Genomic DNA, 24,191 nt, shown 5'->3' on the forward strand with positions numbered 1-24,191 from the left:
TGTGGGTTAAATAGCAGTTTCCTGCTGTCTTTTCACTGTTCACCGTTTACTGATCACTGATTATTGACTAGGATATATGAGCGATCGAGTCTCTGGTATGTCAAACTAGAGAATAGGAGAGAGTTGGTCTAGAGGTTGCGGAATCATTTGATCAATGATTCCGAGGAAAGTCCGAACTCCCGAAAGACCACACTTGCTGGATAACGTCCAGTGCGCGCGAGCGTGAGGATAGTGCCACAGAAAAATACCGCCCCCTTTTTTTAGTGTTGCCAAAGGCACGGCGTAGCCGTCCAGTAAACAGTGATCAGTAACGAAAGTAAATTCACTGATAACTAATAACTTTTCACTGATAACTTTCCACTGATAACTGATAACTGATAACTGATTGGGGGTAAGGGTGCAAAGGTGCGGTAAGAGCGCACCAGCAGTATTGAGAGGTACTGGCTCGGTAAACCCCGGTGGGGAGCAAGGTGGAGGGACAAAGGTTGGTCTTTTTCCTGTCCCGTTCTTAGGAACCGCTTGAGATAATTGGTAACAATTATCCCAGATAGATAACCTCTATTCCAACAAAGGTAAAAGCAATTTTACTGCTGTTGGGAAATACAGAATTCGGCTTATGTCTGACTCTCTCCTTTATCAGTTATCAGTATTCAGTATTCAGTATTCAGTATTCAGGAGATTATTTTTATTTATTCTCCCCTGCTCCCCCGCTCCCTGCTCCCATCTCCCCTGGAACCTCAACTACCAATTTAAATGCTTCTTAGCTTAGAGGGGGATTGCACCGCTAACGGTTAGGTAATTGATCAAATCCCGTATCGCTTGACCGCCGCTACCGTGAGCTAGAGATATAATGGTGTGTCGCACTTAAGTAAGTCTGGGGTATTTTTGGTTCTTTAGGATATCTTAGGCTAAAATATTGGTCAATGGGTAAGTACCAGCAATATTGAATCTCTTAACAAAACTTGACATTCTGTTCAAAAAATGAGGCAAAGTCTATTGGCTAATCGCTATCGAATTATTCGACAATTAGCAAGTGGGGGATTTGGCGATACCTTTCTTGCGGAAGATACCCATTTACCATCAGGTCGCACCTGTGTAATTAAACAACTGCGGCCCATGCACAATAACCCACAGGTCTATCAACTGGTCAAAGAGCGCTTTCAAAGAGAAGCAGTGATTTTAGAAGATTTAGGAAATAGTCATGATCAAATTCCCACATTGTTTGCTTATTTTGAGGATCAGGGACAGTTTTATTTGGTTCAAGAATATATTCAGGGACAGACTTTATCTAGTTTAGTTAAGAGCCAAGGAAAACAAGAAGAAACCTTTGTTAAAAGAATTTTACTAAAGCTTTTAGTCCTATTGGAATATATTCAAAGTAAACGGATTATTCACCGAGATATTAAACCAGATAATATTATTATTCGTCACCACGATCAAATGCCAATTTTAATTGACTTCGGTGCTATTAAAGAAGCAATAGGTACAGTGATGTCTCCTAGGGGTAATTCCACCAGTTCTATTGTAATTGGAACACCGGGGTTCATGCCTCCAGAACAATCAATAGGAAGACCAGTTTTTTCCAGTGATTTATATGCTCTTGGTTTAACAGCAATTTATTTATTAACAGGGAGAATACCTGAAGAATTAGAAACCGAACCGCTTACTGGAGAAATTATCTGGCGACAATATGCTTTAAATGTTAGTCCAACTCTAGCCAATGCAATTGATAAAGCTATTAAATCGCAAGCAAATCAAAGATTTACAACTGCTCAAATGATGAGACAGGCGCTACAGGGACAGCCGAGAGTAACGCCAACTGAACTTTCTTTCCCTTCATCTCAACAAGGCAACGTGATTCTGAAAAATGACTGGATAAAAATTACTATTGCTGCTGTAACAATAGGTATTACTTTCTTAGCTGGCTGGACTTTCTTCTCTAAAAAACAACAACAAAAATTAGAAGAAAGAATCTCTGAAATTCAATCAGAACAGACTAATCAAGCCAAACAACAAGAGCAAGAATTAGCGGAAAGGCAACGACAGCTAGATGAAAAACAACGTCAGCTTGAACAAAACCAAGAAGAATTAGCTGAAAAACAGCGTCAACTTCAACAAGAAAAACTTAAACCAACTGAAACTATCCCCTCTTCTTCTGAGCAAACAAGCTTAATTTGGCGTTCTCAAAGTAATTTAACTACAATTGCAAACTTAAATAAAATTTGTTTTGGTAGTAGTACACTCAGTTTAGTTGAAACTGTTTTTGGATATGGTAAACCACCATTTACAGGAACAATTACGATTCCTGCTCCCCAAACAGAAGGTTGTACAACTGGAGATACCCTACAAGGAAATTTTAACCTATCTGGAAATGCAGGTAACTGTGTCGGCACAGTTAAGATTACTTGGAAAAATAACGATAATGCTTTTATCCAATGGAATATTACTAATTTGGGTTTAGCTTGTCCTGTAGCTACAAGCAATTGGCAAGTTAATACTTATCCTGTCAAGCTTTAATTCGCCAAATTTTGAAAATTACCAAAAATAAAGCTTTGACTCTTGTAGTTAGCAATAAATTTATGATAAAATATTAATAAATAATCAGGAGCAATTATGACAGTTAAACCAAAATCAGAAAAATTAAACAGTGATATTTTATTAGAGCAAGAGACGAAAGCCTTTAATCCTCCGTCCCTTCCTAACTCTTCCCCAAAGAGTAAAACTGTTTTTCTGCAACAAGCAGGTGCTTTAAGGGATGATAGCTCTCTTGCTGACCTAAGAGACTCTATTTACCAAGCTAGAGGACGTTCAGAAACTGAAGATGATGTATATTCTTGACACGGATACTTTAACTCATCTCCACGCAGGTAATACTAACGTTATTAATCGGTTAGAAAGCTTACAGGATGAGGAAGTCGCCATTGCGATTGTCACCAAGATTGAAATTTTGCAGGGAAGGATAGATTATCTACTTAAAGCTTTTTCAGGAAGTGATTTATTGAAAGCACAAAAACTTTTTTGTCGTTCAGAAGTCCTACTGAATCAACTTCCTGTAATTTTAATTGATGGAGATGCTGCTAATCAATTTGACCGTTTACGAAGTGTTTCTAAAATCCAAAAAATTGGCAGAGCCGATCTATTAATTGCTAGTATCGCATTAGCTAATCAAGCTAGGTTAGTAACCAGAAATCTGCGACATTTTAGACAAATTCCTCATTTATCCTTAGAAAATTGGGTAGATTAATACAAGGTCTGATTTTCCCAGTTTCTGAACCTGTAGTTGGCTCTAGATTTACCTCAATAATCAGTCCTCGCTTGAGATTTATTATGCTGTCCATCCTACTAAAGCTGATTCGGTAAGTTGCTGTAATTCTTCATCTTGTTGATAAATTGCTGCATACAGATTTGCTGATTCTTGTAAGTCCTGAGCCTCTAGTTCTAGTTGAAATCGCTCTAGAGCCACTCTCACTATCTCATTAGCATCTTTAAAGCCGTATTTTTGATAACGGTTGAGAAATTCTCTGTGAGGTTTTTCTAGACTGTTGGTAAAGGTAATCCTTCTTTGAGTATAACGCTACAGATGAGATAAGCTGTTGTGCATTTAAACTGGGTATGAGGACGTTACAAAACAAACAGAGAAACTCACTCTCTCCCCTCTCCCCTCTCCCCCACACCCCTTCTCCCCGCTCCCATGTCCTTAAGTGATCCGCGTCGCCAAAAACAATTAAAAACCCTAGTGGAAAAGCTGGGTTTATCGGCTGATGTCCCCGTCAGGTGGGATTTATTAGATTTAGCTCTAACTCATCCCAGTATTTCCCGTGATCAGAATTATGAACAATTGGAATTTGTGGGCGATTCTGTGGTAAGACTGGTGGCGGCGGAGGTATTGTTAGAAACCTATCCGGAGGCCCTAGTGGGAGAATTTGCCGCCCTGCGATCGATGATGGTTAGCGATCGCACTCTGGCGGAATTTGCGGATCGCTACGGTTTCGAGCGTTATTTGTTGGTATCAAGTAGTACAAGTATTGACCAAGCGGGGCGAATTTCCCGTCTAGCAGACGCTTTTGAGGCGGTTTTGGGGGCATTATATCTTAGTACACAGACTATGGTTTTAGTGCGTTCTTGGCTAGATGAACCACTAAGGGAAAAAGCGGCCGAAATTCGTCGAGATCCGGCCCGACAGAATTATAAGGATGCCTTGCAGGAGTGGACACAAGCAAAATACAAAAAACTGCCGCAATATTTAGTTAAAGAAATCAATGGTTTAGATCAAGAGCGTTTTTGTGCGGAAGTGTGGTTAAATGAGCAGAAATTAGGAGTGGGAACTGGCAGAAGCAAAAAAGCGGCGGAACAGGCAGCGGCTAAATCAGCTTTTCTAGAAGTGGTTAAAGGCTAAATGGGGGCATTTTTGCCTAACGGACGAATTGCCAGAGGCGAATTTTAAAATCATAATTACCACTAGCCAAATACTGCCCATCGGGACTAAAAGCTAGGGATTCCACCCAGTCGGAATTATTATCAAACCAGGCCAACTGTTTACCCGTGGTCACATCCCATAAACGCACACCGTCATTACTAGCACTAGCGAGAATTTGTCCGTTAGGATGGAGCGCGAGGGAACGGATTCGGTTCGTATGACCGATGAGGGTAAATAATAACTTATTATTGCTCGTATCCCAGATTTTAATCGAGCGGTCTAAACTACCGGTAATTAAATTTTTACCGTCGGGACTGTATAAAAGCTTGCTCACCGCTTGGGGATGGGCAGCAAATTTTGACAAAAATTTGCCCTCGCGGATGTCCCAAAAATGTACCTCACCGTTTTCATGACCACTGGCAAGGGTGAAACCATCGGATTTCACCCCTAGGGAATAAACAAAATTACCCACCCAATTTAAACGATAGAGGGGACGGCGGGGGGGTTGCACTGTCCAGAGGCGAATTCCTTCCAAACCACCACTAATTAACGTTTTACCATCGGGAGTAACGGTGAGGGCGAGGACCGTATTGCCGTGTTCGAGGGCAATTCCTAAATACTTGCCTTCCACCAGATTCCAAAAATTAATAGAACCATCTGAACCGCTACTAACTAATAATCTTTCGTTGGGACTAATAGCTAAAGCTTTGACGCTGGTTCTTTGGGCGCGAGTTTGGGAAACTTTTTGCCCTGTTTTTACCGACCAAATTCTCAGGAGAGGATCCGTATCACTACCACCAGCGAGAACAAATTGGTTATCGGGACTGAAAATCACAGCATTAGGGGTGGATTGTTGCCCTTCTAGGGTTTTAGCGAGGGTAAGTCTGCCTAAACCTTCTACTAGGATAGTTTCTGGGGTTTTTTGGCCACTTGCAGCCGCGGGTTTAGGGGGAGCAATAGGACTTTGGGCCTGACTAAGCTGATGTTGCCCGATTGTCAGCGTGGTTAAGACACTGACCACAATTGCCCCGACAAGTTTCTCCCCACCCGTAAATCGGAATTTCATAAATTTAGTTGAATATTAACCAATGAACCGTGCTATAGATTCTAGCCTTTGAGGAGATTGATTGCCAAGCAAGGTGAGATTTTTGAGCTAAGAAGGTCGATTTTTTTCGTTTTTCAGGTTTGGTAAAGCCACTTGACCCGATTGGGGCGGTAAATAGTATCTTGCTGCTTCTTCTTGGTTGATTGCCTCAGTTTTTTGGCTCTGTTGCCACCTGGTGAGGATAGCGATCGCCATAATCGTTGCCCCTAAAGATAGCAGTGTCCATCTTTGTCCTAGAACCCCGATGATGACATCTACTGCCGCTGCGGTAAAGATAAAGCTGGTTATTGGTTCTTGACGGTAAGCTTTCTTGAGAAAACGCGGCCAGAGGAGATTACTCATTTTATCTATTATTTCTACGGTTTCGATAATTCCAGCTTATCCTATCATCCTAAAAAATGTTGTCGATCAGGTGATGGGGGGTTTTTCAGTGAGCAGTAATCAGTAATCAGTAAGAAAAATAATATTAGGGATTCTACTGCTGAACTGCAAATAATCACCCCCAGAGAATCGGATCCTTTAACAAATGCAAAGAGACGATACCCTCTCAAAACCCGTTGATAGGATTATGGTAGTGACCAAAATCAACTTTTAAGAATCTATAATGGGCGTTATTGTCCATTATCATCCAAATAACGGCTAAACAGCCTGTTGTATGCACTTTTCCTCGGTATTATCATGGCCTATCCTCTCTACGTCGCTTTTATTTGGCATCAACACCAACCCCTCTACAAATCCTGTCAAACTCGCACCGATGCTTCGGGACAATATCGCTTACCCTGGGTGCGACTGCATGGAGTGAAAGATTATCTCGATTTAATCCTGATTCTAGAACGTTTTCCCAAATTACATCAAACTGTCAACCTTGTCCCCTCTTTAATCCTGCAATTAGAGGATTACGTCAACGGACTAGCTATAGACCCCTATCTTGCCCTCACCGTCACCCCAGAAGCGCAGTTAACCCTGGCACAAAAACACTTTATCCTCGAACACTTTTTCGATGCTAACCATCGTACCCTGATCGATCCGCACCCCCGTTACGCCCAATTATACGCACAGCGTCAAGAAAACGGTCATAGTTGGTGTATTAGTCATTGGCATCTGCAAGATTATAGCGATCTCTTGGCTTGGCATAACCTGGCTTGGATCGATCCTATCTTTCACAGTGACCCGGAAATCGCTGCCTGGTTAGAACAGGGAAAAAACTTCACTTTAAGCGATCGCCAGCGAATTATCTCCAAACAGCGTCAAATTCTGCGTCGTATCTTGCCGCAACACCGGTTAATGCAGGAAACCGGACAACTAGAAATCATTACCAGTCCCTACACCCATCCAATTTTACCCCTGCTGGCCAACTCGGAAGCCGGCCGGGTAGCAGTGCCGAATATGACCCTTCCTCGCCAATATTTCCACTATCCTGAAGATATTTCCCGCCATCTCCAGAAAGCTTGGCAAATCTATATCGATCGCTTTGATAAACATCCTCGAGGACTTTGGCCCTCGGAACAATCCGTTAGTCCTGCGATTCTCCCCGCGGTCGCTAAACAGGGTTTTCAGTGGTTATGTTCCGATGAGGGGGTGTTAGGTTCGTCCCTGGGACATTACTTTCATCGCGACGAAAAGGGCAATATTAGCGAACCGGAATTGCTTTATCGTCCCTACCGTCTGGAAACTAGCAACGGCAATTTATCGATGGTTTTCCGCGATCATCGTCTCTCGGATCTGATCGGATTTAGCTATAGTGGCATGAAAGCAACCGAGGCCGCTACAGACTTAGTTAAACACCTAGAAGCGATCGCCGAACAACTGAAAACTAACGCAGAAACCACGACGCTAGAAAAACCCTGGTTAGTTACCATTGCGCTAGATGGCGAAAACTGCTGGGAAAACTATCATCAAGACGGTTTACCCTTCCTAGAGAACCTTTATCAACTTTTAAGCGACCACCAAGCGATCGAATTAGTCACCGTCTCCGAATATCTCGATCGCTTTCCCGCTAATGCCAAAATTCCTGTCAATAAACTTCATAGCGGCTCTTGGATCGATGCCAATTTTACCACTTGGATCGGCGATCCCGCTAAAAATAAAGCTTGGGAATATCTAATTTTAGCCCGTCAAACCCTGGCTAATCACCCCGAAGCGACGGAAGATAATAACCCGGATGCGTGGGAAGCATTGTATGCAGCCGAGGGTTCCGATTGGTTTTGGTGGTTTGGTTATGGCCATTCCTCCAATCATGACGCAATTTTTGACCAACTTTTCCGCGAACACCTGATCGCTCTTTATCAAGCTTTAAATGAGCCAATTCCCTCCTATTTGCTCGAACCGGTGGAAGAACACGGGGATAAACAAGGTAATCGTCCGATGGCTTTCATTCACCCCATTATCGACGGTTTTGGGGACGAACAGGATTGGGATAAAGCCGGACGGATCGAAATTGGCGGCACCAGTGGTACAATGCACCGGACTTCCTTAGTACAAAAGCTCTTTTTCGGTTGGGATCACCTCAATTTTTATCTGCGTTTCGATTGGAAACCAGGGGCAAAATTAGGAGAAGAAATTCCCGCAGAAGTGCATTTATACTGGTATTATGATGAAGTGCATCGTCTGCAAAGTCCAATTCCCCTAGCAGATATTCCCCCTCGATCGCCCCTCAATTACGGTTATCATCATCATCTAGGGGTTAATTTAATCACGGAATTTACTTGGTTAGAAGTCGCTCAAGAATATTTTACTTGGCAGCGAGTTCCTAGTAATGCCAAAGCTTCTTTTAATCAATGTTTGGAAATTGCTGTCCCCTGGGAAGGATTACACATTGAACCCGATGATCGTCTCCATTTAATCGCAGTTTTAGCCAATCAAGGTCAATACTATGATTTCCTCCCCGTTGAAGAATTAATCTTCCTGCAAAGACCTTAAATCAGTTATCAGTTATCAGTGATCAGTTATCAGTTATCAGTTATCAGCTTCTGAAGGCAAGAGGCAACAGGCACTCGTGCAAAAGACAGGATCTGGCAATTCTCCTACTTAGGGTTTGCGGCAAAAAGTTTTTGGCTCTCTTGGATTTGGTGGGTAAAATGTATTCTAAGATACATTCCTTAAGAGCGAGGGAGTGGAAGGAACCACAGAGACACAGAGGACACAAAGATCGATCCTATGTAAGTTAAACTTATCACACAGAACCTAGAAGAGCCAGTTTTTCAGCCAACCCTATATAGTCCCATGATCTAGCTTTTTTAGGGCGCTGAGAGCATGGAGACGGACAATCGCCTCCCCATCGGCTGCTAAAGTCAGCAAAATACTTTTATTGTCCCGATCTAATTCTCCTAAAGCGATCGCTAGAGACTGTTTAACTCCAGCATGAGCGAGGAGCGCCGGACGGGAGTGATAAAAATTACCGAGAATTTCCCCTGCTTGTCGGCGTAATTTCTGGGAGGTTTGCCGGCCGAGAATAGCGATAATTTCCCGACAAATCAAGACATTTTCGCTATATAAAGCCTTTTCTAGGTAATTTAAAGCTTCCCCATCCTCGATCCAGCCCAATGCTCGCACTACAGTTAATTTTAAACTATCGGGAGTTAAGGAAGATTGCAGCAGTGGATTTAAAGCTTTGGCTGAGGTTGCTGTGCCGATACGACCGAGAGCGATCGCCGTTTCTTGACAGATCTCCAGGTGGATATCGAATAACAGCGGTTGCAGATGGTTAACTAAATCTGCTTGGGGATAATTTGGCCCCAGGTAACTACTAGCTTTAATTGCTTCCCGTCGCACATCGATGGCCGGATCCTGTAAAGCATCGAGGATCATCGCAGTAATCTGGGGATGGTGAAAACTGCTTAAAGCTTCGATCGCCATCGACCGAATGGCACTAGATTGATCCTTAACTACGGTTAAAAGCGGTTCGATAATTTCCGGCCGGCGAATTTGTGATAAAGCTTGTACGGCTAAAAAACGCCTGTTCGAGTCGGACAGTAATTGTCCTAAACTAGAGATGGCAGAACTGCCGATATTGGCTAAAGCGGCCGCAGCCATTTGGCTGAGTTCCTCCTCCTCCGATCTTTGCAATAATTGACTGAGAGCGAGAATACAGGCTCGATCGTCAAATTGACTGAGAATTCTCGCCAGAAACCAGCGCATTTCCCCATCTTGTTCCTCGGATTCTAACAGGGCAATTAAAGGAGCGATCGCTGGTTGGCCGATTTGGGGAAATAGTTTCGCTATCTCCCATCGCTGTTGAAAATCGCATTTTTGTAAAGCTTCTAGGGCTAAATCGAGGATTTCATCGTTAATAATCGGTTCAATCGCATCTTTTTGGTTTAAAAGTCGCTGTATGCTGGTGTTTACTGTCTCCCAGTCCTTTTTATTTAACGCTATCTGAGCTTTTTCTAGCAGAGCTTGCATCGTCAGAAATGGCCTCGATTTTCGTGCTACCTATCCTAAAGAATGTCAGACTTTCTCGCTTTTGTCTTCTCTTCTATGCAAGAAACCGATAATAAATCTCCAAATTGTGCATCAGACGTCAGTAGAGGGGGCATCAGCGATCGCACAGTAGGGACGACTATAACAAAGGGGTGTTTCCAGGTCGTGTTGTTCCAAAAATTCCCGATTACTTAAAATCTTAGCGGTTTCTCCCGCTGCCACCACCTGACCACGACTTAACACCACCGTGCGATCGCATAGTTCTAAAGCCAGATCGAGATCGTGGGTGGCGATCACTTGGGTTTGGGGTAAAGTGGCCAACAGTTGTATTAATTGCCGACGGGACCGGGGATCCAGTTGGGCGCTAGGTTCATCAAAAACTAATACCTGCGGCAACATGGCTAAAACCCCCGCAATGGCCACGCGTTTTTTTTCACCCCCCGATAGATTCTGACTGTTTCTCTTACCGTAATGCTGGGAATCCAATCCCACCGCGTGTAAAGCATGATGACAGCGATGGTTTAAATCCTCTCCCCGAATTCCCTGATTCATCGGGCCAAAAGTCACATCTTCCCAGACAGTGGGCATAAATAGCTGATCGTCGGGGTTTTGGAAGACTAAACCGACAAAATTGCGGATATTTTCTAAATTCTCCGGTTTAACTTGGTAAGGACCGACGGTGATTTTACCGGTTTGCGGCGGGAGAATACCGTTAAAATGCAGTAATAGAGTGGATTTTCCCGATCCATTGGCCCCAACCAAAGCCACCTTTTCCGTAGCTTCAATGGCTAAATTAATACCTTTTAACGCTTCTGTGCCGTCAGGATAGGTATAAACTAGGTTTTCAATAAAAATCGGGTTGTGGTGCATGAAAAACGAGACTTTTACCTGAGTAGATGTACCATTTGACCCCAGAGGATCAGAATTACTATGGCAATTATAGCGAGATGATCGTTCAGCTTGCTTTGGGGAAGCTGTAGAGAAGGCAAGGAACCAGTGTAACCCCTCGATAACATGGCTTGATAAATGCGATCGCCACGTTCGTAGGTACGGATAAATAAAGCGCCGATTATATGTCCCACTAGCAGCCGTTGCCATCGGGGACTACTCATTAAATTACGCGCAATTGCTGCCCTTCGCATGGAATTAAATTCAGCGATCAAAACAGCTAGATAACGGTACATAGAAGCTAAAATTGCCACCAATAAAGGGGGCATTTTCAGGGTAACTAAGGCTTGTAACAGGTCGGGAATTGCTGTGGTTAAAACCAGAATATTAACCGTACAAAGACAGAGAAAAGCTTTTAGGGCCACACTGCCTAACACCAGCAATCCCTCGCTAGTTATCCGCAAAAATCCCCAAGACCAAAGAATTTCGCCGCCATCGCGAAAAAGGGTTCCCAATAAAACCACACCAATAAAGACAAATTCGATCGCTACTCTTCGTAAAAGTACGAGAATAGTCACCCGACTGATCAGAATTAAAATAATTAATCCTAATCCGTAAATCCCCCAAGTTTCCCAGCTACCATTCGGAGTTAACGATGTGGCAAAAACTAACAAAAGAGTCACTAAAACCCGGGTATGGGGCGCAAGTTTCTGCCAAAAACCGCAATTTTGGCGCTCATTTTGGCGAGAAAAAGTAGCAATGTGTAGCATTTATTCAGTGATCAGTTATCAGTGATCAGTTATCAGTTAGAAAGGGGGTTTAGGGGTTTAGGGATTTAGGGATTTAGGGGTTTAGGGATTTAGGGATTTCGGGAAATTTCAGCTAAATGCCCCACTCCTATCTCTTTATTCCTGATTTTGGGATTTTGGCATCACTAATTTACCGATACCCCAAGCGATGCCGAAAGTGGCAAGAGTTCCCAGAAAACCGGCGAGGGGAGTGGCCACACCTTGGGGAACACCTTTGAGGGCATAACCATCAAAAATTCGGGCGAAGGGTAATTGACCAGCAAGGGCGTTGGGGTCTTCTTTTTGGCTAAATTGCAAGTCTTCCGCCACTCGATCGAGTCCGTCGGGATCGGGACTGGCAAAGGGGGAAAGAAAAACGGCGATAATTAGAGAACATACTAGGCCAATCAGAAAAAATCGGCTATTTCTGCGAATATTCATCGACTTAATTGGTTTATTGACGAGAAGCTTAGGAAGGAGAAACAGAAGTATTAACGGAATGGGGCGGATTGTAGAGGAGATCGGGACGGGTTCGCCAGATATAACCGACAGCGAAAACGGTAATCACCGCTTCCCCGATACCGATGAGGATATGCCAAGATAACATGGCCACAAGGGCGACTAAAGGCGGTACAGTCCCCGATAAAGCCAATTGCAGGGCGCAAGCTAACGCCGCCACCACCACACTTGTCCAAGCGGCCAGGGCAACAGCGATCGCCATACTGCGCCAACTATGAAAACCAAGGGCTTTTCTAATCCCCAGATAGAGATAATAACCGCCAAACGTGCCGATCAGACCCATATTGACGATATTCGCCCCTAAAACCGTTAAACCACCATCTTGAAAAAATAAAGCCTGAACGATAAAAACCACCGCCATCACCAGAGAACCCGCCCAGGGACCTAGTAAAACCCCCGCCAGAGTCCCCCCTAATAAATGTCCTGAGGTTCCCCCCGGAATGGGAAAATTAATCATCTGGGCGGCAAAAATAAAGGCGGCACAAACTCCCATTAAAGGTACAGCCCGTTCAGCGTAGTGACCGCGCACTTTTTTAAGAGAAAAACCAATCAGGACAATGGCAATTATCCAAGTAAATAGACTCACCGATGGACTCAAAAAGCCGTCAGGAATATGGAGGGCGAGATAAGGGGTGAGGAGAGGGTGAAACAAACCAACTCCCAAAAAATTAACAGACATTAAAACTCAGTCTCCTTGGCAATTTGGGTTAAAGATTTTAATAGAATTGTTTCGCCAGGACGGAAAAGTCCTATCTTCTAGTAGATAACTAACCGCTTCATTCTACAATGCTCTCTCTGGGGATTTAACCCCTTTAGCTTCTTAAGAATTTCTGTTATTTTTTTGGTCGTCAGGGTTCAGGGTTCAGGGTTGAAAACTGGGAGCATCTCACATTTTCCCTAAGCATAAATACTTAATTTCCCTTAAATGATACCAGTCCAAAATTTCAATCCTTTCCTATTCCTCACCGATTTAACCATTGATCCTCCTCGATATTAATTGGCCTCCCTTCAACTTGTACTATATTAGGGAATTGAGGGAGATGGGGTAAAAAACCAAAGGAATTAGGAACCATCGGTCCCTAATTCCTGTAGTATATGCCATTGTATCTAACGGGCTTGGAGAGACTCGAACTCCCGACCTTGTGGTCCGTAGCCACACGCTCTAATCCACTAAGCTACAAGCCCTCGTTTTTCTCAACAGTAAACCACTATAGCACAGGTTCATTCAATGACGCAAGAGGGTAAAGAAAAATTATCTCATCTCGATGGCCTTGGCCAGGCCCAGATGGTGGATGTATCGGAGAAAATGCCCACTAAACGCACTGCTATCGCCCTAGGACAAGTGAGAATGCTAAAAACGACTTTTGAAGCCATAGAACAGGGAAATGCGCCTAAAGGTGACGTTTTAGGGACGGCCAGACTAGCGGGAATTATGGCGGCCAAACAAACTTCCTCCTTAATACCCCTTTGCCATCCCTTACCCTTGCAAAAAATCAATGTTCAGATTATCCCGAAAGCAGAGTTACCCGGCTACGAAATTCGGGCAGAAGTGGTGACAAAATCGGAAACTGGGGTAGAAATGGAGGCTTTAACGGCGGTATCTGTGGCAGCCTTGACTTTATACGATATGGCCAAAGCGTTAGAAAAATCAATCCTGATTGAAAATATCCGTCTGCTGAGTAAAACAGGAGGGAAATCAGATTATGCCAAGGATTCCCTGTTGCCATGAAAACCCGGGTGCATCTCACATTTGCAGAAATACCGACAATCAGCAATTATTAGTAACTCTTAAATTATTACAGATGGGTCAGCGGCTGCGTGTAAGCATCCCACCGAAAAACTAATGCGCGGGGGGTTTGGGGGCGGCGCCACGCCCCCAACGGGGGGTTTGGGGGGTAGAACCCCCCAAAGGCTTGGATTGAGTGGTAAAATCGGAAGTAATGACCGATTTTAGCCGAGAGTGTCCCCGTAAAAATCCCAACTTGGTAGATTGACAAAAATGAGATGCAGCCTAAAAAACCTAAGTAACCCCTTCTAACTTTTCATCGGTCAATTGATATAATTCCTGTAATTTCTCTAATTTGTCGGGGTCTGCTTGCCAAAAACCGCGACCCTGTGCTTCTAACATTCTACCGACAATATTACGGAAAGCTTCGGGATTAGCTTGACGCAATTTTTCCGCCATTTCTGCATCAAAAGCGTAGGTATCGGCTGCCTGATCATACACCCAATCGTCACTAAAATTAGCCGTACCACCCCAACCAATTAAAGCGGTCATTCTTTGGGAGATTTCGTAGGCCCCACCGGAACCTTGATTAACCATGGCGTTGGCCCATTTAGGATTGAGTAATTTACTGCGGTATTCTAAGCGCAAAACCTCCTCTAATTTGCGGGGAGTTGTATCATTGGAAAAACTCTCGACAAAACTTGTCATTACCCGTTTACCGCTTTGTTTTTCTGCGGCTAATTTTAATCCTCCCGTGTTGCCGTAGTATTCCTGAATATCGGTTAAACCGTATTCTACCGAGTCAATTTCTTGAATAATACTTTCACTGGTTTTTAATAACTGTTGTAGCACTTCTGGCCGCGCTTGTCCCTTATCTTGACGACCATAACTAAAAACATTACGCTTTTCCCAAGTTTTCGCTAATTCGTTGTCATTTTCCCAATTTCCCTCCACTACTTGGTCATTAACTAAAGAGCCAAAATCCCCGGCAGGATTGGAAAATAAACGAGCGCTGGCATTGTCAATTCCTTGACTTTTCAAGGCTAAATAGTGCTTACGGATATAATTATCATTTTCCGATTCTTCTATCTCGGCTGCCCGCTGCATTAAATCATCCAATAACTCGATAATATTGATAAAAGTATCCCGAAAAATTCCCGATAAATTAGCCAGAATATCGATGCGCGGGTGTCCAATTTCCCCTAAAGGTTTTAATTCATACCTGACAATTCTTCCTGTTCCCTCTTTCACCGGTTCCGCACCGACTAATTCTAAAAGAATACCCAGGGATTCACCCTTAGTTTTAATCACATCTAATCCCCAGAGTAAAACTGCTACAGTTTCGGGATATTTTCCTTTTTCGGTTAAGTTTTGTTGTAGCAGTTTTTTGGCGATTTCCCGTCCGCGGGTGTAGGCTGCGGGGGAAGGCATCCGGTAGGGATCCAAAGCGTGTATATTGCGTCCTGTGGGTAAAACTCCCGCACCATCCCGGAGTAAATCACCCCCCGGTGCCGGTGGTACATATTCCCCATTTAATCCCCGCAAAAGATTAGTTAATTCTTCGCTATTTTGTCCTAATAAATTTTTAATAGCAATGCCTTCTTTAAGCTTTTCATTGGTTGCTTCGTCAGCGAGAATTTGCTGAAATTCTCGCTCAGATAAATCGGTGAAATAAGCATCAAGATAACCTTTTAATTCTTCCTGATTAGGAGCAGTTCCTAGGGTGTGTAAACCCGAAGAAAATAGTCTTTGTTCGACGATTTGTAGGTAATTATACACCTTGACAAAATAATCGGTTAGTGCATAGCGGCTAAATAATTTGGCATTTTCTAAAGTGAATTCTATTCCCTGTTTTTCTGCTTCCAGAAAAGGACAATCTTTAGAGATACCTGTATCAATAATCTTTTGGAGGATACTATCTCTTAAAGCGTAATTTTTCTCAGGATTTTCTCGAAACTCTGCAATCAAATCTCGTAAAATCATCAATTCTTTATATAATCCCGCTCGTCCGTAGGGAGGCACATTATGGGAAATTAACACCCCATAGCCGCGACGTTTAGCTAGGATAGATTCCGAGGGATTATTAGCGGCATAAATATATAAATTCGGTAAATCTCCTAATAAAATATCTGACCAAGAATAACCAGTATTTCCTAGGGGTGAACCGGGCAGCCATTCGACGGTTCCGTGCATACCAAAATGAACGAGCGCATCGGTCTTAAAATCTTTTTGTAACCACTGATAAAAGGCTGCATACTGAGGGTGAGGAGTTAAATCTTTTTCAAACATTAACCGCATCGGATCCCCAGCAATTCCTAAAGGTGGCTGTACTCCAATCCAGATATTACCTAACTCAATTCCCCCTAAATGATACTGGTTGCCAACAGTTTTTATCCCCGCATCTTTCAGAGATTTCCAGTGTTTTTCAATGCGAGAGGTTAACAGATAACCTAGCCAATTTTCTAAAGTTTCTATCGATAAACGATTTTGTTTAGAGAGATTTTCATCATCGGCAAATTTAACTTTTTGAATAATTTCTTCCCCGTCTTCGGGAATTGTTCCCACATGATAACCCTGCGCTTGTAAAGCTTGTAAAAACTTAACTAAACTCCGGGGAACATTTAATAAAGCTGCCGTACCAACTGCCCCATAACCCGGGGGAAATCCATAGAGAATGATGGCTATTTTGCGTTCTTGCGGAGGGGTTTTATGTAACTTAATCCAACTGTTTAAACGTCCAGTTAAACGCTGTAATCTTTCGGGGATTAAATAGATAGTTTCCCCCACTAATCCCCCCAGAGGAATTGTATCAATTGCTCCATCTAATTCAGGTAAAGCGTATAGAACCACACTCTGTAAACCACCGATTCCCTGTCTTGTCCAAGAATAAATATCTTGAATCAATAAAGGGGCAGCGATAAGATAAGGAATATTTTTAGCGGACAGAATTCGTTTAGCCACTTCTACCTGTCTTCCTGCTTCCATAGAACCCGCAGGACCCCCCACCAAAGGAAAGCCAATCGTCGAGACAATTGCATCTACTGTCACCGCATCTTCACTTAAAGAAGGAGTTTCAATGATTCCTTTTTTTCTTTGCTGAATTTCGTAGTCTGTGGTTAACCAATCCCGAACAATTGTATGGCCTTCCACTCCGTTAATAAACACGGGTAGGGGAATTAAATTAGCCGTTTCAAAATGACGGATTAATTGATTAATATAGGGCAATTTACTGATAACGTGCTTCCGATAAAGCAGCAGTGCCACCACTGGTTTATCAAGAGATTTATTTTTTTTATACCAAGCTAAATATTCTTGGGGAGTGAGAAAATAACCCTGATAATCGGGGTGTAATAGTCCCTTATTGGGAGTTTCGATAACTTCGGGTATTTCCTGTACTTTTAACCCTAGATATTTTTGGGCAATTACCCAACACATAGCGGCAACATTTTCCGTTCCTCCCGCATTCCAATAACCGTAAATAATTAACCAGTTACGCAAATCTTGAACTTTTTTAGCGGGAATAAATTTCAGTAGTTTCGGACCGGTTTTGAGGAAACTAAGATAACCAGCTAACTTATCTTCTTCCTTGCCACTGGAAAATTTACTCAAGATAAATTGAATTGGTTTTGGCATTCCTTTTGGTTTATCCCCGATGGCAAATTCTCCCAAACGGGTTAAACTCATTAACTCTAAAGCAGACTCAAAAACTAAGCGAATGGGAATCTGTGCCGCTCGTTGCCGCAGCCAAGTAACTTGATCGTAATCGAAGATCAAACTAGCAAAAAAAACGTCGGCAGTGGCTAAAGCTTGCTCGACTATTTCCGGTTCGCTAGTCAAGGATTTATCGCTAAATACTTTTACTTCTAAATCGGGACATTTAGAACTAGCCAACAGGCCCGATTGCCGATATAAATTCCTGTTAAAGGTTTCAAAGCCAACAATTAAAACAATGCTTTTCATAAGAATATATTTTTAGACCAATCAGGGTGGGTTATCCTGCCTGAAAACACCCCCTGAAATGATCATAACGACAAATTAATAATAACTGCCGGATTTGCGATGATGGATAGCGGTTAAACCCTGGTGTAAAACCTTGCCTTTTTCTGCGATCGCATAAATCAGCCAATGATCACCGCACTCCATTCGTTGTTCTACCCGACATTCCAGATAAGCGAGCGCTTCGGCCAGAATCGGCCCACCGTTCTCAGCTTTAGTGGTTTCGATATTAGCGAAACGATCTTCCCCTGGAGTAAAAGGTTTAAGAAAATGTTTCATTAAAGCCAAATGTTGACCTTCTTGGAGGATATTAAGGACAAAAGGCGTACCGCTATAAAGCAGAGACTCGATCGCTCGTTCTTTCGCCACGGCAATAGTCAATCCGGGGGGGGTGAACGTCGCTTGCGACACCCAAGAGGCTAACATGGCGCCGCGCAATTCCCCCAATTCGCAGGTGACGATACAGAGAGAACCCACCAAACGGCCCAGAGCCTGCGATCGCCGATCGCTTTGGGATTGGTTAACATTAGTTTTCGGTTGTCTGCTTTTGCGAGCTTTTTTGACTACTTGAGCGAAATCGGTTCCCGCTTCCTCACAGGTCTTTAAAATTGCCTCCGTGGGCTTAAATTTAACCCGAATTGGCTCAAAACCGAAGCGATAACCGCCATCCCGGAATTTACCTTCCAAAAGATCGATCGCTTCCCCACTCCAACCGTAGGAGCCAAAAACCCCCACCAGCTTGCTTTTATCGCCATTGGACAGGGTAATCCCCAAGGCGGTTTGGATGGGAGTCGGTGCGTGTCCTCCCAAAGTGGGGGAACCAAAGATAAAACCGACACTTTTTTCGATCGCCGTTTTGATCTCGTCTGGTTCGGCGGACTCGGCGTTAATCGCCGTGACTGCTACTCCCGCTTTCGTGATCCCCATCGCGATCGCTTGAGCGAGGGTGGCGGTGTTGCCGTAGGCACTAGCATAAATCAGGGCGATTGTCAACTCTTGGGACTTTTGTACTGCTAACCATTGTTGATAGGAAAGGGTCAATTCGTGCATCCCGTAACGCACCAGAGGACCGTGACCAACGGCATAAAATAAGGGCGATTTAGCGGCTAATTTCTCCAAAGCGTTGCTAATTTGGCTGGCATAGGGAGCCATGAGACAATCGAAATAATAACGCCGATCTTCGTTATAAACGCTCCAACCCTCATCAAAAATTTGGTCGCCACAAACGTGCGCTCCGAATAATTTATCGGTGTAGAGAATATCGGTTTTACTGTCGTAGGTACAGAGTTGATCGGGAAATCGGGGGTTAGGAGTGGGGATAAATTCTAATTGATGGTTTGCTCCTAAATTTAATATTTCTTCCCCCTTGACAACCAACAGATTTAATGCTTCGGTTTCGAGAATTTTTTTCAGGGAAATTGCCCCCGGATTGGAACAAACAAAAGTGACTTGAGGCGCGATTTCTAAAAGTGCCTTGAGGGTGACGGCACGATTGGGGTTAACGTGACCGAGGATAATATAATCAATCGTTTTCGGATCGATTCTTTTAGTTAAAGCCTCTAAAAATATGAACGAAAATGATTCCCCCGGTGGATCAAAAAGAGCGACCTTTTCACCTTTAATCAGATAACTATTGGCGGTGGTTCCCTTTTGTAATCCGTATTCGATCTCGAATTTTAACCGGTCCCAAGTGCGGGAACGAAAGACAAAAGTATCGGCGGCTATCGGTGCTACTTGTACATCTCTCGGTTTGACAATTGCATTATTCATAATTTTAGTTACCAGTTATCAGTTAATTAGTCAAGTAGTTAAGCGGCAACTTGAGGCTGTCATCATTTTTTACTTGGCAAGTTTGGCATCAAAGTCAACACTTGATTTTTGACTAAATACAGCCTTTTATCGCTGGGGACGAGTGGGGAAATTTACAGGTTATCTTGCCAGCCGGAAGGACATCAATATCTAAAGTACACTATCTCTGGGAAGAAACCTAGCTTCTAGCAATTTGTTTGCGAGTAAGGATACCCCTCTGGGGGGATTTGCCAGTCTATTGAGAAATTCTAAAGGGAACGTGATCCCCAGAAGCGAGGTGCTAGTCTGAGGGAAACCCTGCTCTCTTCCTATCAGGCCAAGTTTTTATGAGCTATCAGCACTCGTCTTTTGACTGCACTAGCGCCAATTTTGAGAAAGCCGCTTTGAGTCATTTTCGCACTCTTGTGGCTTTTTTACCGGATAATTGCCGTGTTTACCGGCAAACTTGGGAATTTTCTACGGTTCTCTGTCTCGATTTTCTAGCCTGTTTGCAGGGACTAGCAATCACCCGTCAAAATTTTGCCCATCTAGTTAATGTGACACAAGAACTGGGTTTAGGTCAAGCAATTATTTTGAAAGTAGGCAATAAAATCGTTGAGTGGCATCGTTTAAGCTAAGATTTCAATTTGCGACAATCCCAACATTCTAGAAAAAAATCGGCTCTCTCTGTTCTTTGTGTCTCTGTGGTTTATAACTACCTCTTGCCTGTCCTAACCAAGAAGTTAATTTTGTCCTAAGTAGGGAGGCACAATTATTTGTAGGATGGGTTAGCGGTAGCGTAACCCATGCGGGCGTTGGGTTTCATACTTCAACCCAACCTACGTTCATCTATTTGTAGGATGGGTTAGCGGTAGCGTAACCCATGCGGGCGTTGGGTTTCATACTTCAACCCAACCTACGTTCATGTTATATTTAATTCCACCCACCTACTTATCTAGAACTGTTTGAGTTGAGAAAAAGCTCCGATAATTTGACCGAGGCTAATACCACCATCATTAGTGGGAACAGTTTGCTGCCAGTAGGGTTGAAATCCCGAAGCTTGTAGGCGATTAATTGTTCTTTCCGTCAGATAACGATTTTGAAAACAGCCTCCCGTCAGGAGAATTTTTTCTCTACCTATTTTGTGTGCAATTTCTACAATAATCTCACATAAACTATTATGAAATTTAGCGGCAATTATGCCGATTTGTACTTGTTTTTCTAAATCTTCAACAACTCCTAAAATTATCTGATTCCAATCAATAACTATGGGGGAGTCGGCGGACAAAGAAAAATGATAATATTCCTCCGTTTTAATGCTCTCAAGGGCAAATTCTAGCTGCATTGCTGCTTGTCCCTCAAAACTTAATTGATAACATAAACCTAGAATCGCCGCCACACCATCAAACAAACGCCCGACACTAGAAGTTAAAGGACAATTAATTTTTTTGGTTAACATTTGCCTAAAAATAGACCATTCCTGTTCACTAAAAGCTGATTTTATCCTATCAGTATTTTCCATAACTTCTAGTAATCCTAAAGCCACTCGTCTGGGTTCTTTAACTGCTTTTTCTCCTCCAGGTAATGGCCAGGTTTTAAAATGGGCGATTCGCTGCCAAGAATCGGCAGCAATATGGATAAATTCTCCCCCCCAAATTGTGCCGTCTAAACCGTATCCTGTTCCATCCCAAGCAACCCCTAAAACCGGAGGTTGTAGCTGATGCTCTGCCATGCAGGATAAAACGTGAGCGTAATGGTGTTGAATGGGAATAACGGGCAAATTTAAGCTATAAGCGTACTTGGTTGCTAGATATTCAGGATGAGCATCACAGGCAATAACTTCGGGTGCAAACTCGTATAATTTTTTTAAACTATCGAGGATATTTTTAAAATGATTGACGGCATTAACTGTATCTAAATCGCCGATATGTTGACTAATAAAAACTTGATTTTTTTGGTAGATAGCCACGGTATTTTTAAAATAACTTCCCACGGCCAGAATCGGGGGAAAATCTCCCTCATTAACTTTAACTGGAAAGGGAGCATATCCCCGCGCACGGCGCAAAATCATCGCTTTTCCCGCCATTTCCCTGATAATAGAGTCATCCACTGGTCGAAGGATGGGACGATTATGAACTAGAAATAAATCGGCGATTTTTCCTAATTTTTCTAAAGCTTCTTTTTCCTCAATACAGATAGGTTCATCGGCTAGATTACCACTGGTTGCTACAACAGGAAAGCCTAATTCTGCCAATAAAAGATGATGTAGGGGAGTATAGGGTAACATGACTCCTAGGTAGGGATTACCCGGAGAAACGGCAGCAGAAAGATAATTTTTTCGCTGTTTAATCAGGACAATTGCCGCAGCAGGAGACTGCAATAATTGCGATTCTAAAGAAGATACATAACCGTGGTTTTTCACTAACTCAAGATTAGGATACATCACGGCAAAAGGTTTATCTGGTCGCTGTTTACGTTGTCGCAATTTTTGCACTGCTTCCGTATTTCTTGCATCGACAACTAGGTGAAATCCTCCTAATCCTTTGATCGCTATAATTTTTCCCTGTTTAATTGCTCGAGCGGTGGCGATTAAAGCTTGATCTTTTTCCGCTAATACAGAGCCTTGACTATCTAAAATACTAATTTGGGGTCCGCAACGAGGACAGGCATTCGGTTGGGCATGAAAACGGCGATCCAGAGGGTTTTCGTATTCCCTTTGACATTCGGGACACTGATTAAAACCCCTCATAGTTGTGGCACTCCGATCATAGGGTAAACTCTCGATAATACTGTAGCGAGGACCGCAGTTAGTGCAGTTAGTAAAAGGATAGCGATAACGACGATTATTGGGGTCAAAAATATCGGCTAAACAATCGGGACAAGTGGCTAAATCGGGCAGAACAATTGTATTTTTTTCACCGCCGCTACTGTGACGTATGCTAAAGTTTTGATAACCGATGGGATTTAACCATTGAGTCTCAATATTTTCAATTAGCGATCGAGGTGGTTTTTCTAAAGATAATCGAGTCAAAAAAGTTTCTAGTTTGTCTCGATTGCCCTCGACTTCAATAAAAACTCCCGCTGCTGTATTATTCACCCAACCAGTTAGGTTTAATTCCGTTGCTAATCGATAAACAAAAGGACGAAAACCGACTCCTTGTACTGCTCCGCGCACAATTAAAGCCAATCGCTGATCCGATTGAATGCTCTGATTATTCATAAATAATTTAACGGGGAAATCATCAAATTCATCCCTGATTACTTTTCCCGTTATACTAAACTTTCACTAATCACCCGACAGCATTCTTCCACACTTGCCCTTTTTTCCATAGCTATCACTAAAGCTTGATAGGCAGTCTGTTGTTTTTCTAAAAGAGTTTTTGCCTGTAATAAACTCCAGCGCTCTTTTTGAGCATAATTATTCTCAGGAACCCCCGCTAATTTTAAGGCCGATTGCAGATAAAATCGATCGCTTTCTCCCCCTGCCGCTTTACCATAAACTAAGGTTTCGGCAGCAATTCCCGCCATCCACACCGTAGAAATTCGCTCTAAAAAAGCAGGAAAATCGGTAAAATTCTTGACTTTTTGCTCTAAATCTGCTAGGTCAAATTGAACACCGCCGACTCCCTCCTGGCCTTGACGAAAGGCTTCCCAGGCGGTCAAACTATAACTGGCGATCGGAATGCCCAAAATATAAGCGGTGAGAAAATGTCCGGCTTCGTGGTAAATAACTCTTTGACGGTGTTTACTAGGAGAAAGAGCATCCAGTAGTAAAGTCACGCCCCGGTTATTAAAGGTGAGAGTATCAACGGTAACTAATCCCAAGAGGCTAAAAGTAGCCAAAGCGGGGACAAAAGGCGAAATAGACAGCAAAGGGGTGACAAATACGGAAAGAGTGATCGAAAAAACGGTAATCGCGATCAGATTTAAAGCTGTCTGTTCCATAAAAATTAATAAAAATATACAAATGCTTAATACTATGTTACATTGCCTAGTTTTATTTTCCCCGAATCAACCAACCAATTACCCCACCCACAAAAGCAGTCACATCCATACCTCCCCAATTTTTTCAGCTAAATCGGGAATTTTTCCCACGGATGCCTCGATGAGTTTCACTCTTTCATTTAAACCCGTGATTTTTGCGTCTAAAGTCCTGATTTCTCCCTTAATTTCCGTCTGTCCTATCTCTAAGACCTGAATTTCTCTTTTGATCTCTCCGACGCTATTCTCGATCGCTTTTTGTCCATTCTCCAAAGAGGTTAAACGAGTCTCGATCGCTTTTTGTCCATTCTCCAAAGAGGTTAAACGAGTTTCGATCGCTTTTTGTCCGTTGATAATCAGATTTTCTAACCTTTTTAGGTCATTTTCCGTAAAAGCCGTCATCAGCTAAACTCCTAATAGATTAATTTTTTCTCGTCTTGAGATTGAGTCGATCGTTGACTAATTTAATTATGGAGTCAAAATCAAGCTGTTACCCATTGATAGTTCTAGGTTCGACGCGGCAATAGGGATTTAGGGTGATAGGCAAATTTCCCCCACTTCCCC

General features: G+C 43.0%; 20 protein-coding genes, 1 tRNA gene and 1 other RNA gene. 8 read left to right on the plus strand and 14 right to left on the minus strand.

The features are described from left to right. The first annotated feature begins 119 nt into the window (after positions 1–119). The 4 genes from rnpB to MICAI_RS21575 all read left to right on the plus strand — a co-directional run bounded on the left by rnpB (position 120) and on the right by MICAI_RS21575 (position 3,244). Positions 120–632: RNase P RNA component class A (gene rnpB, locus MICAI_RS22695), an RNA gene on the plus strand. A 364-nt stretch (positions 633–996) separates the two neighbouring features. Beyond that, on the plus strand, positions 997–2,517 hold the full coding sequence (locus MICAI_RS21565; protein WP_232306251.1) for a protein kinase domain-containing protein: 1,521 nt from the start codon (positions 997–999) through the stop codon (positions 2,515–2,517). A 96-nt stretch (positions 2,518–2,613) separates the two neighbouring features. After that, entirely contained in the window at positions 2,614–2,838 is a 225-nt protein-coding gene (locus tag MICAI_RS21570; protein WP_002792717.1) for a hypothetical protein, read from the plus strand. Beyond that, positions 2,822–3,244 carry a type II toxin-antitoxin system VapC family toxin gene (locus MICAI_RS21575; RefSeq protein ID WP_008207071.1) on the plus strand — a complete coding sequence of 141 codons (423 nt, stop codon included), beginning with the start codon at positions 2,822–2,824 and terminating at the stop codon, positions 3,242–3,244. The genes MICAI_RS21570 and MICAI_RS21575 overlap by 17 nt, the downstream gene beginning before the upstream one ends. 81 nt (positions 3,245–3,325) lie before the next feature. Here MICAI_RS21575 and MICAI_RS26650 read toward each other — a convergent pair whose 3' ends face one another. Further along, complete coding sequence (locus MICAI_RS26650) at positions 3,326–3,463, minus strand: hypothetical protein (protein WP_002792709.1); 138 nt, start codon at positions 3,461–3,463, stop codon at positions 3,326–3,328. A gap of 228 nt (positions 3,464–3,691) precedes the next feature. Here MICAI_RS26650 and rnc point away from each other — a divergent pair, with 228 nt between their 5' ends. After that, positions 3,692–4,396 carry a ribonuclease III gene (gene rnc, locus MICAI_RS21585; protein WP_008207072.1) on the plus strand — a complete coding sequence of 235 codons (705 nt, stop codon included), beginning with the start codon at positions 3,692–3,694 and terminating at the stop codon, positions 4,394–4,396. 16 nt (positions 4,397–4,412) lie between these two features. On the opposite strand, the gene MICAI_RS21590 is transcribed toward rnc, so the two are convergent. Together MICAI_RS21590 and MICAI_RS21595 are read right to left on the minus strand one after the other, a co-directional pair. Then, the gene (locus MICAI_RS21590; RefSeq protein WP_008207073.1) at positions 4,413–5,483 is read right to left on the minus strand and encodes a WD40 repeat domain-containing protein; all 1,071 of its coding nucleotides are present in this window, start codon (positions 5,481–5,483) and stop codon (positions 4,413–4,415) included. Between the two features lie 87 nt (positions 5,484–5,570). Next, positions 5,571–5,864 carry a hypothetical protein gene (locus MICAI_RS21595; protein WP_008207074.1) on the minus strand — a complete coding sequence of 98 codons (294 nt, stop codon included), beginning with the start codon at positions 5,862–5,864 and terminating at the stop codon, positions 5,571–5,573. A 336-nt stretch (positions 5,865–6,200) separates the two neighbouring features. On the opposite strand from MICAI_RS21595, the gene MICAI_RS21600 reads away from it, so the two are divergent. Further along, on the plus strand, positions 6,201–8,441 hold the full coding sequence (locus tag MICAI_RS21600; protein WP_008207075.1) for a glycoside hydrolase: 2,241 nt from the start codon (positions 6,201–6,203) through the stop codon (positions 8,439–8,441). Between the two features lie 291 nt (positions 8,442–8,732). Here MICAI_RS21600 and MICAI_RS21605 read toward each other — a convergent pair whose 3' ends face one another. From MICAI_RS21605 to MICAI_RS21630, 6 genes are all read right to left on the minus strand, one after another. Continuing rightward, positions 8,733–9,923: a HEAT repeat domain-containing protein gene (locus tag MICAI_RS21605; RefSeq protein WP_008207076.1), complete on the minus strand. Its 1,191-nt coding sequence runs from the start codon at positions 9,921–9,923 to the stop codon at positions 8,733–8,735. A gap of 111 nt (positions 9,924–10,034) precedes the next feature. Next, the gene (locus MICAI_RS21610; protein ID WP_008207077.1) at positions 10,035–10,811 is read right to left on the minus strand and encodes an energy-coupling factor ABC transporter ATP-binding protein; all 777 of its coding nucleotides are present in this window, start codon (positions 10,809–10,811) and stop codon (positions 10,035–10,037) included. Positions 10,812–10,825: 14 nt separating this feature from the next. Then, positions 10,826–11,599, minus strand: coding sequence for a cobalt ECF transporter T component CbiQ (cbiQ, locus tag MICAI_RS21615; protein ID WP_008207078.1), 774 nt, complete (start codon positions 11,597–11,599; stop codon positions 10,826–10,828). 135 nt (positions 11,600–11,734) lie between these two features. Continuing rightward, entirely contained in the window at positions 11,735–12,058 is a 324-nt protein-coding gene (locus tag MICAI_RS21620; RefSeq protein WP_008207079.1) for a PDGLE domain-containing protein, read from the minus strand. Positions 12,059–12,086: 28 nt separating this feature from the next. After that, positions 12,087–12,815, minus strand: a complete 729-nt coding sequence (locus MICAI_RS21625) for an energy-coupling factor ABC transporter permease (protein WP_008207080.1) — start codon at positions 12,813–12,815, stop codon at positions 12,087–12,089. A gap of 432 nt (positions 12,816–13,247) precedes the next feature. Then, positions 13,248–13,321, minus strand: a tRNA-Arg gene (locus MICAI_RS21630). Positions 13,322–13,364: 43 nt separating this feature from the next. On the opposite strand from MICAI_RS21630, the gene moaC reads away from it, so the two are divergent. Then, the gene (moaC, locus tag MICAI_RS21635; protein ID WP_008207081.1) at positions 13,365–13,865 is read left to right on the plus strand and encodes a cyclic pyranopterin monophosphate synthase MoaC; all 501 of its coding nucleotides are present in this window, start codon (positions 13,365–13,367) and stop codon (positions 13,863–13,865) included. A gap of 291 nt (positions 13,866–14,156) precedes the next feature. Here the strand turns inward: moaC and bchH are convergent, their stop codons facing one another. Both bchH and MICAI_RS21645 read right to left on the minus strand, forming a co-directional pair. Next, on the minus strand, positions 14,157–17,822 hold the full coding sequence (bchH, locus tag MICAI_RS21640) for a magnesium chelatase subunit H (protein WP_008207083.1): 3,666 nt from the start codon (positions 17,820–17,822) through the stop codon (positions 14,157–14,159). Positions 17,823–17,897: 75 nt separating this feature from the next. Next, entirely contained in the window at positions 17,898–19,628 is a 1,731-nt protein-coding gene (locus tag MICAI_RS21645; protein ID WP_008207084.1) for a diflavin flavoprotein, read from the minus strand. Positions 19,629–19,993: 365 nt separating this feature from the next. Here MICAI_RS21645 and MICAI_RS21650 point away from each other — a divergent pair, with 365 nt between their 5' ends. Further along, positions 19,994–20,284 (plus strand): hypothetical protein, encoded by a 291-nt coding sequence (locus tag MICAI_RS21650; RefSeq protein WP_002791117.1) that lies wholly within the window; start codon positions 19,994–19,996, stop codon positions 20,282–20,284. A gap of 317 nt (positions 20,285–20,601) precedes the next feature. Here MICAI_RS21650 and hypF read toward each other — a convergent pair whose 3' ends face one another. The 3 genes from hypF to MICAI_RS21665 form a co-directional block, all read right to left on the minus strand. Continuing rightward, complete coding sequence (gene hypF, locus MICAI_RS21655) at positions 20,602–22,866, minus strand: carbamoyltransferase HypF (RefSeq protein ID WP_008207086.1); 2,265 nt, start codon at positions 22,864–22,866, stop codon at positions 20,602–20,604. Positions 22,867–22,916: 50 nt separating this feature from the next. Next, entirely contained in the window at positions 22,917–23,591 is a 675-nt protein-coding gene (locus tag MICAI_RS21660; protein ID WP_008207088.1) for a hypothetical protein, read from the minus strand. A gap of 99 nt (positions 23,592–23,690) precedes the next feature. Further along, positions 23,691–24,029, minus strand: a complete 339-nt coding sequence (locus MICAI_RS21665) for a hypothetical protein (RefSeq protein WP_008207090.1) — start codon at positions 24,027–24,029, stop codon at positions 23,691–23,693. Positions 24,030–24,191 lie beyond the last annotated feature (162 nt).

Origin of the sequence: Microcystis sp. T1-4 (assembly GCF_000297435.1) — a bacterium.
Classification (GTDB): domain Bacteria; phylum Cyanobacteriota; class Cyanobacteriia; order Cyanobacteriales; family Microcystaceae; genus Microcystis.

Bases quoted from the DNA above. Each gene is read 5' to 3' on its own strand.
- MICAI_RS21665 (WP_008207090.1), bottom strand. From the start codon at position 24,029: ATGACGGCTTTTACGGAAAATGACCTAAAAAGGTTAGAAAATCTGATT.
- MICAI_RS21650 (WP_002791117.1), top strand. From the start codon at position 19,994: ATGAGCTATCAGCACTCGTCTTTTGACTGCACTAGCGCCAATTTTGAG.
- MICAI_RS21625 (WP_008207080.1), bottom strand. From the start codon at position 12,815: ATGTCTGTTAATTTTTTGGGAGTTGGTTTGTTTCACCCTCTCCTCACC.
- bchH (WP_008207083.1), bottom strand. From the start codon at position 17,822: ATGAAAAGCATTGTTTTAATTGTTGGCTTTGAAACCTTTAACAGGAAT.
- MICAI_RS21590 (WP_008207073.1), bottom strand. From the start codon at position 5,483: ATGAAATTCCGATTTACGGGTGGGGAGAAACTTGTCGGGGCAATTGTG.
- MICAI_RS21660 (WP_008207088.1), bottom strand. From the start codon at position 23,591: ATGGAACAGACAGCTTTAAATCTGATCGCGATTACCGTTTTTTCGATC.
- MICAI_RS21610 (WP_008207077.1), bottom strand. From the start codon at position 10,811: ATGCACCACAACCCGATTTTTATTGAAAACCTAGTTTATACCTATCCT.
- MICAI_RS21620 (WP_008207079.1), bottom strand. From the start codon at position 12,058: ATGAATATTCGCAGAAATAGCCGATTTTTTCTGATTGGCCTAGTATGT.
- moaC (WP_008207081.1), top strand. From the start codon at position 13,365: ATGACGCAAGAGGGTAAAGAAAAATTATCTCATCTCGATGGCCTTGGC.
- MICAI_RS21575 (WP_008207071.1), top strand. From the start codon at position 2,822: ATGATGTATATTCTTGACACGGATACTTTAACTCATCTCCACGCAGGT.
- MICAI_RS21645 (WP_008207084.1), bottom strand. From the start codon at position 19,628: ATGAATAATGCAATTGTCAAACCGAGAGATGTACAAGTAGCACCGATA.
- cbiQ (WP_008207078.1), bottom strand. From the start codon at position 11,599: ATGCTACACATTGCTACTTTTTCTCGCCAAAATGAGCGCCAAAATTGC.
- rnc (WP_008207072.1), top strand. From the start codon at position 3,692: ATGTCCTTAAGTGATCCGCGTCGCCAAAAACAATTAAAAACCCTAGTG.
- MICAI_RS21600 (WP_008207075.1), top strand. From the start codon at position 6,201: ATGGCCTATCCTCTCTACGTCGCTTTTATTTGGCATCAACACCAACCC.
- MICAI_RS21605 (WP_008207076.1), bottom strand. From the start codon at position 9,923: ATGCAAGCTCTGCTAGAAAAAGCTCAGATAGCGTTAAATAAAAAGGAC.
- MICAI_RS21570 (WP_002792717.1), top strand. From the start codon at position 2,614: ATGACAGTTAAACCAAAATCAGAAAAATTAAACAGTGATATTTTATTA.
- hypF (WP_008207086.1), bottom strand. From the start codon at position 22,866: ATGAATAATCAGAGCATTCAATCGGATCAGCGATTGGCTTTAATTGTG.
- MICAI_RS21595 (WP_008207074.1), bottom strand. From the start codon at position 5,864: ATGAGTAATCTCCTCTGGCCGCGTTTTCTCAAGAAAGCTTACCGTCAA.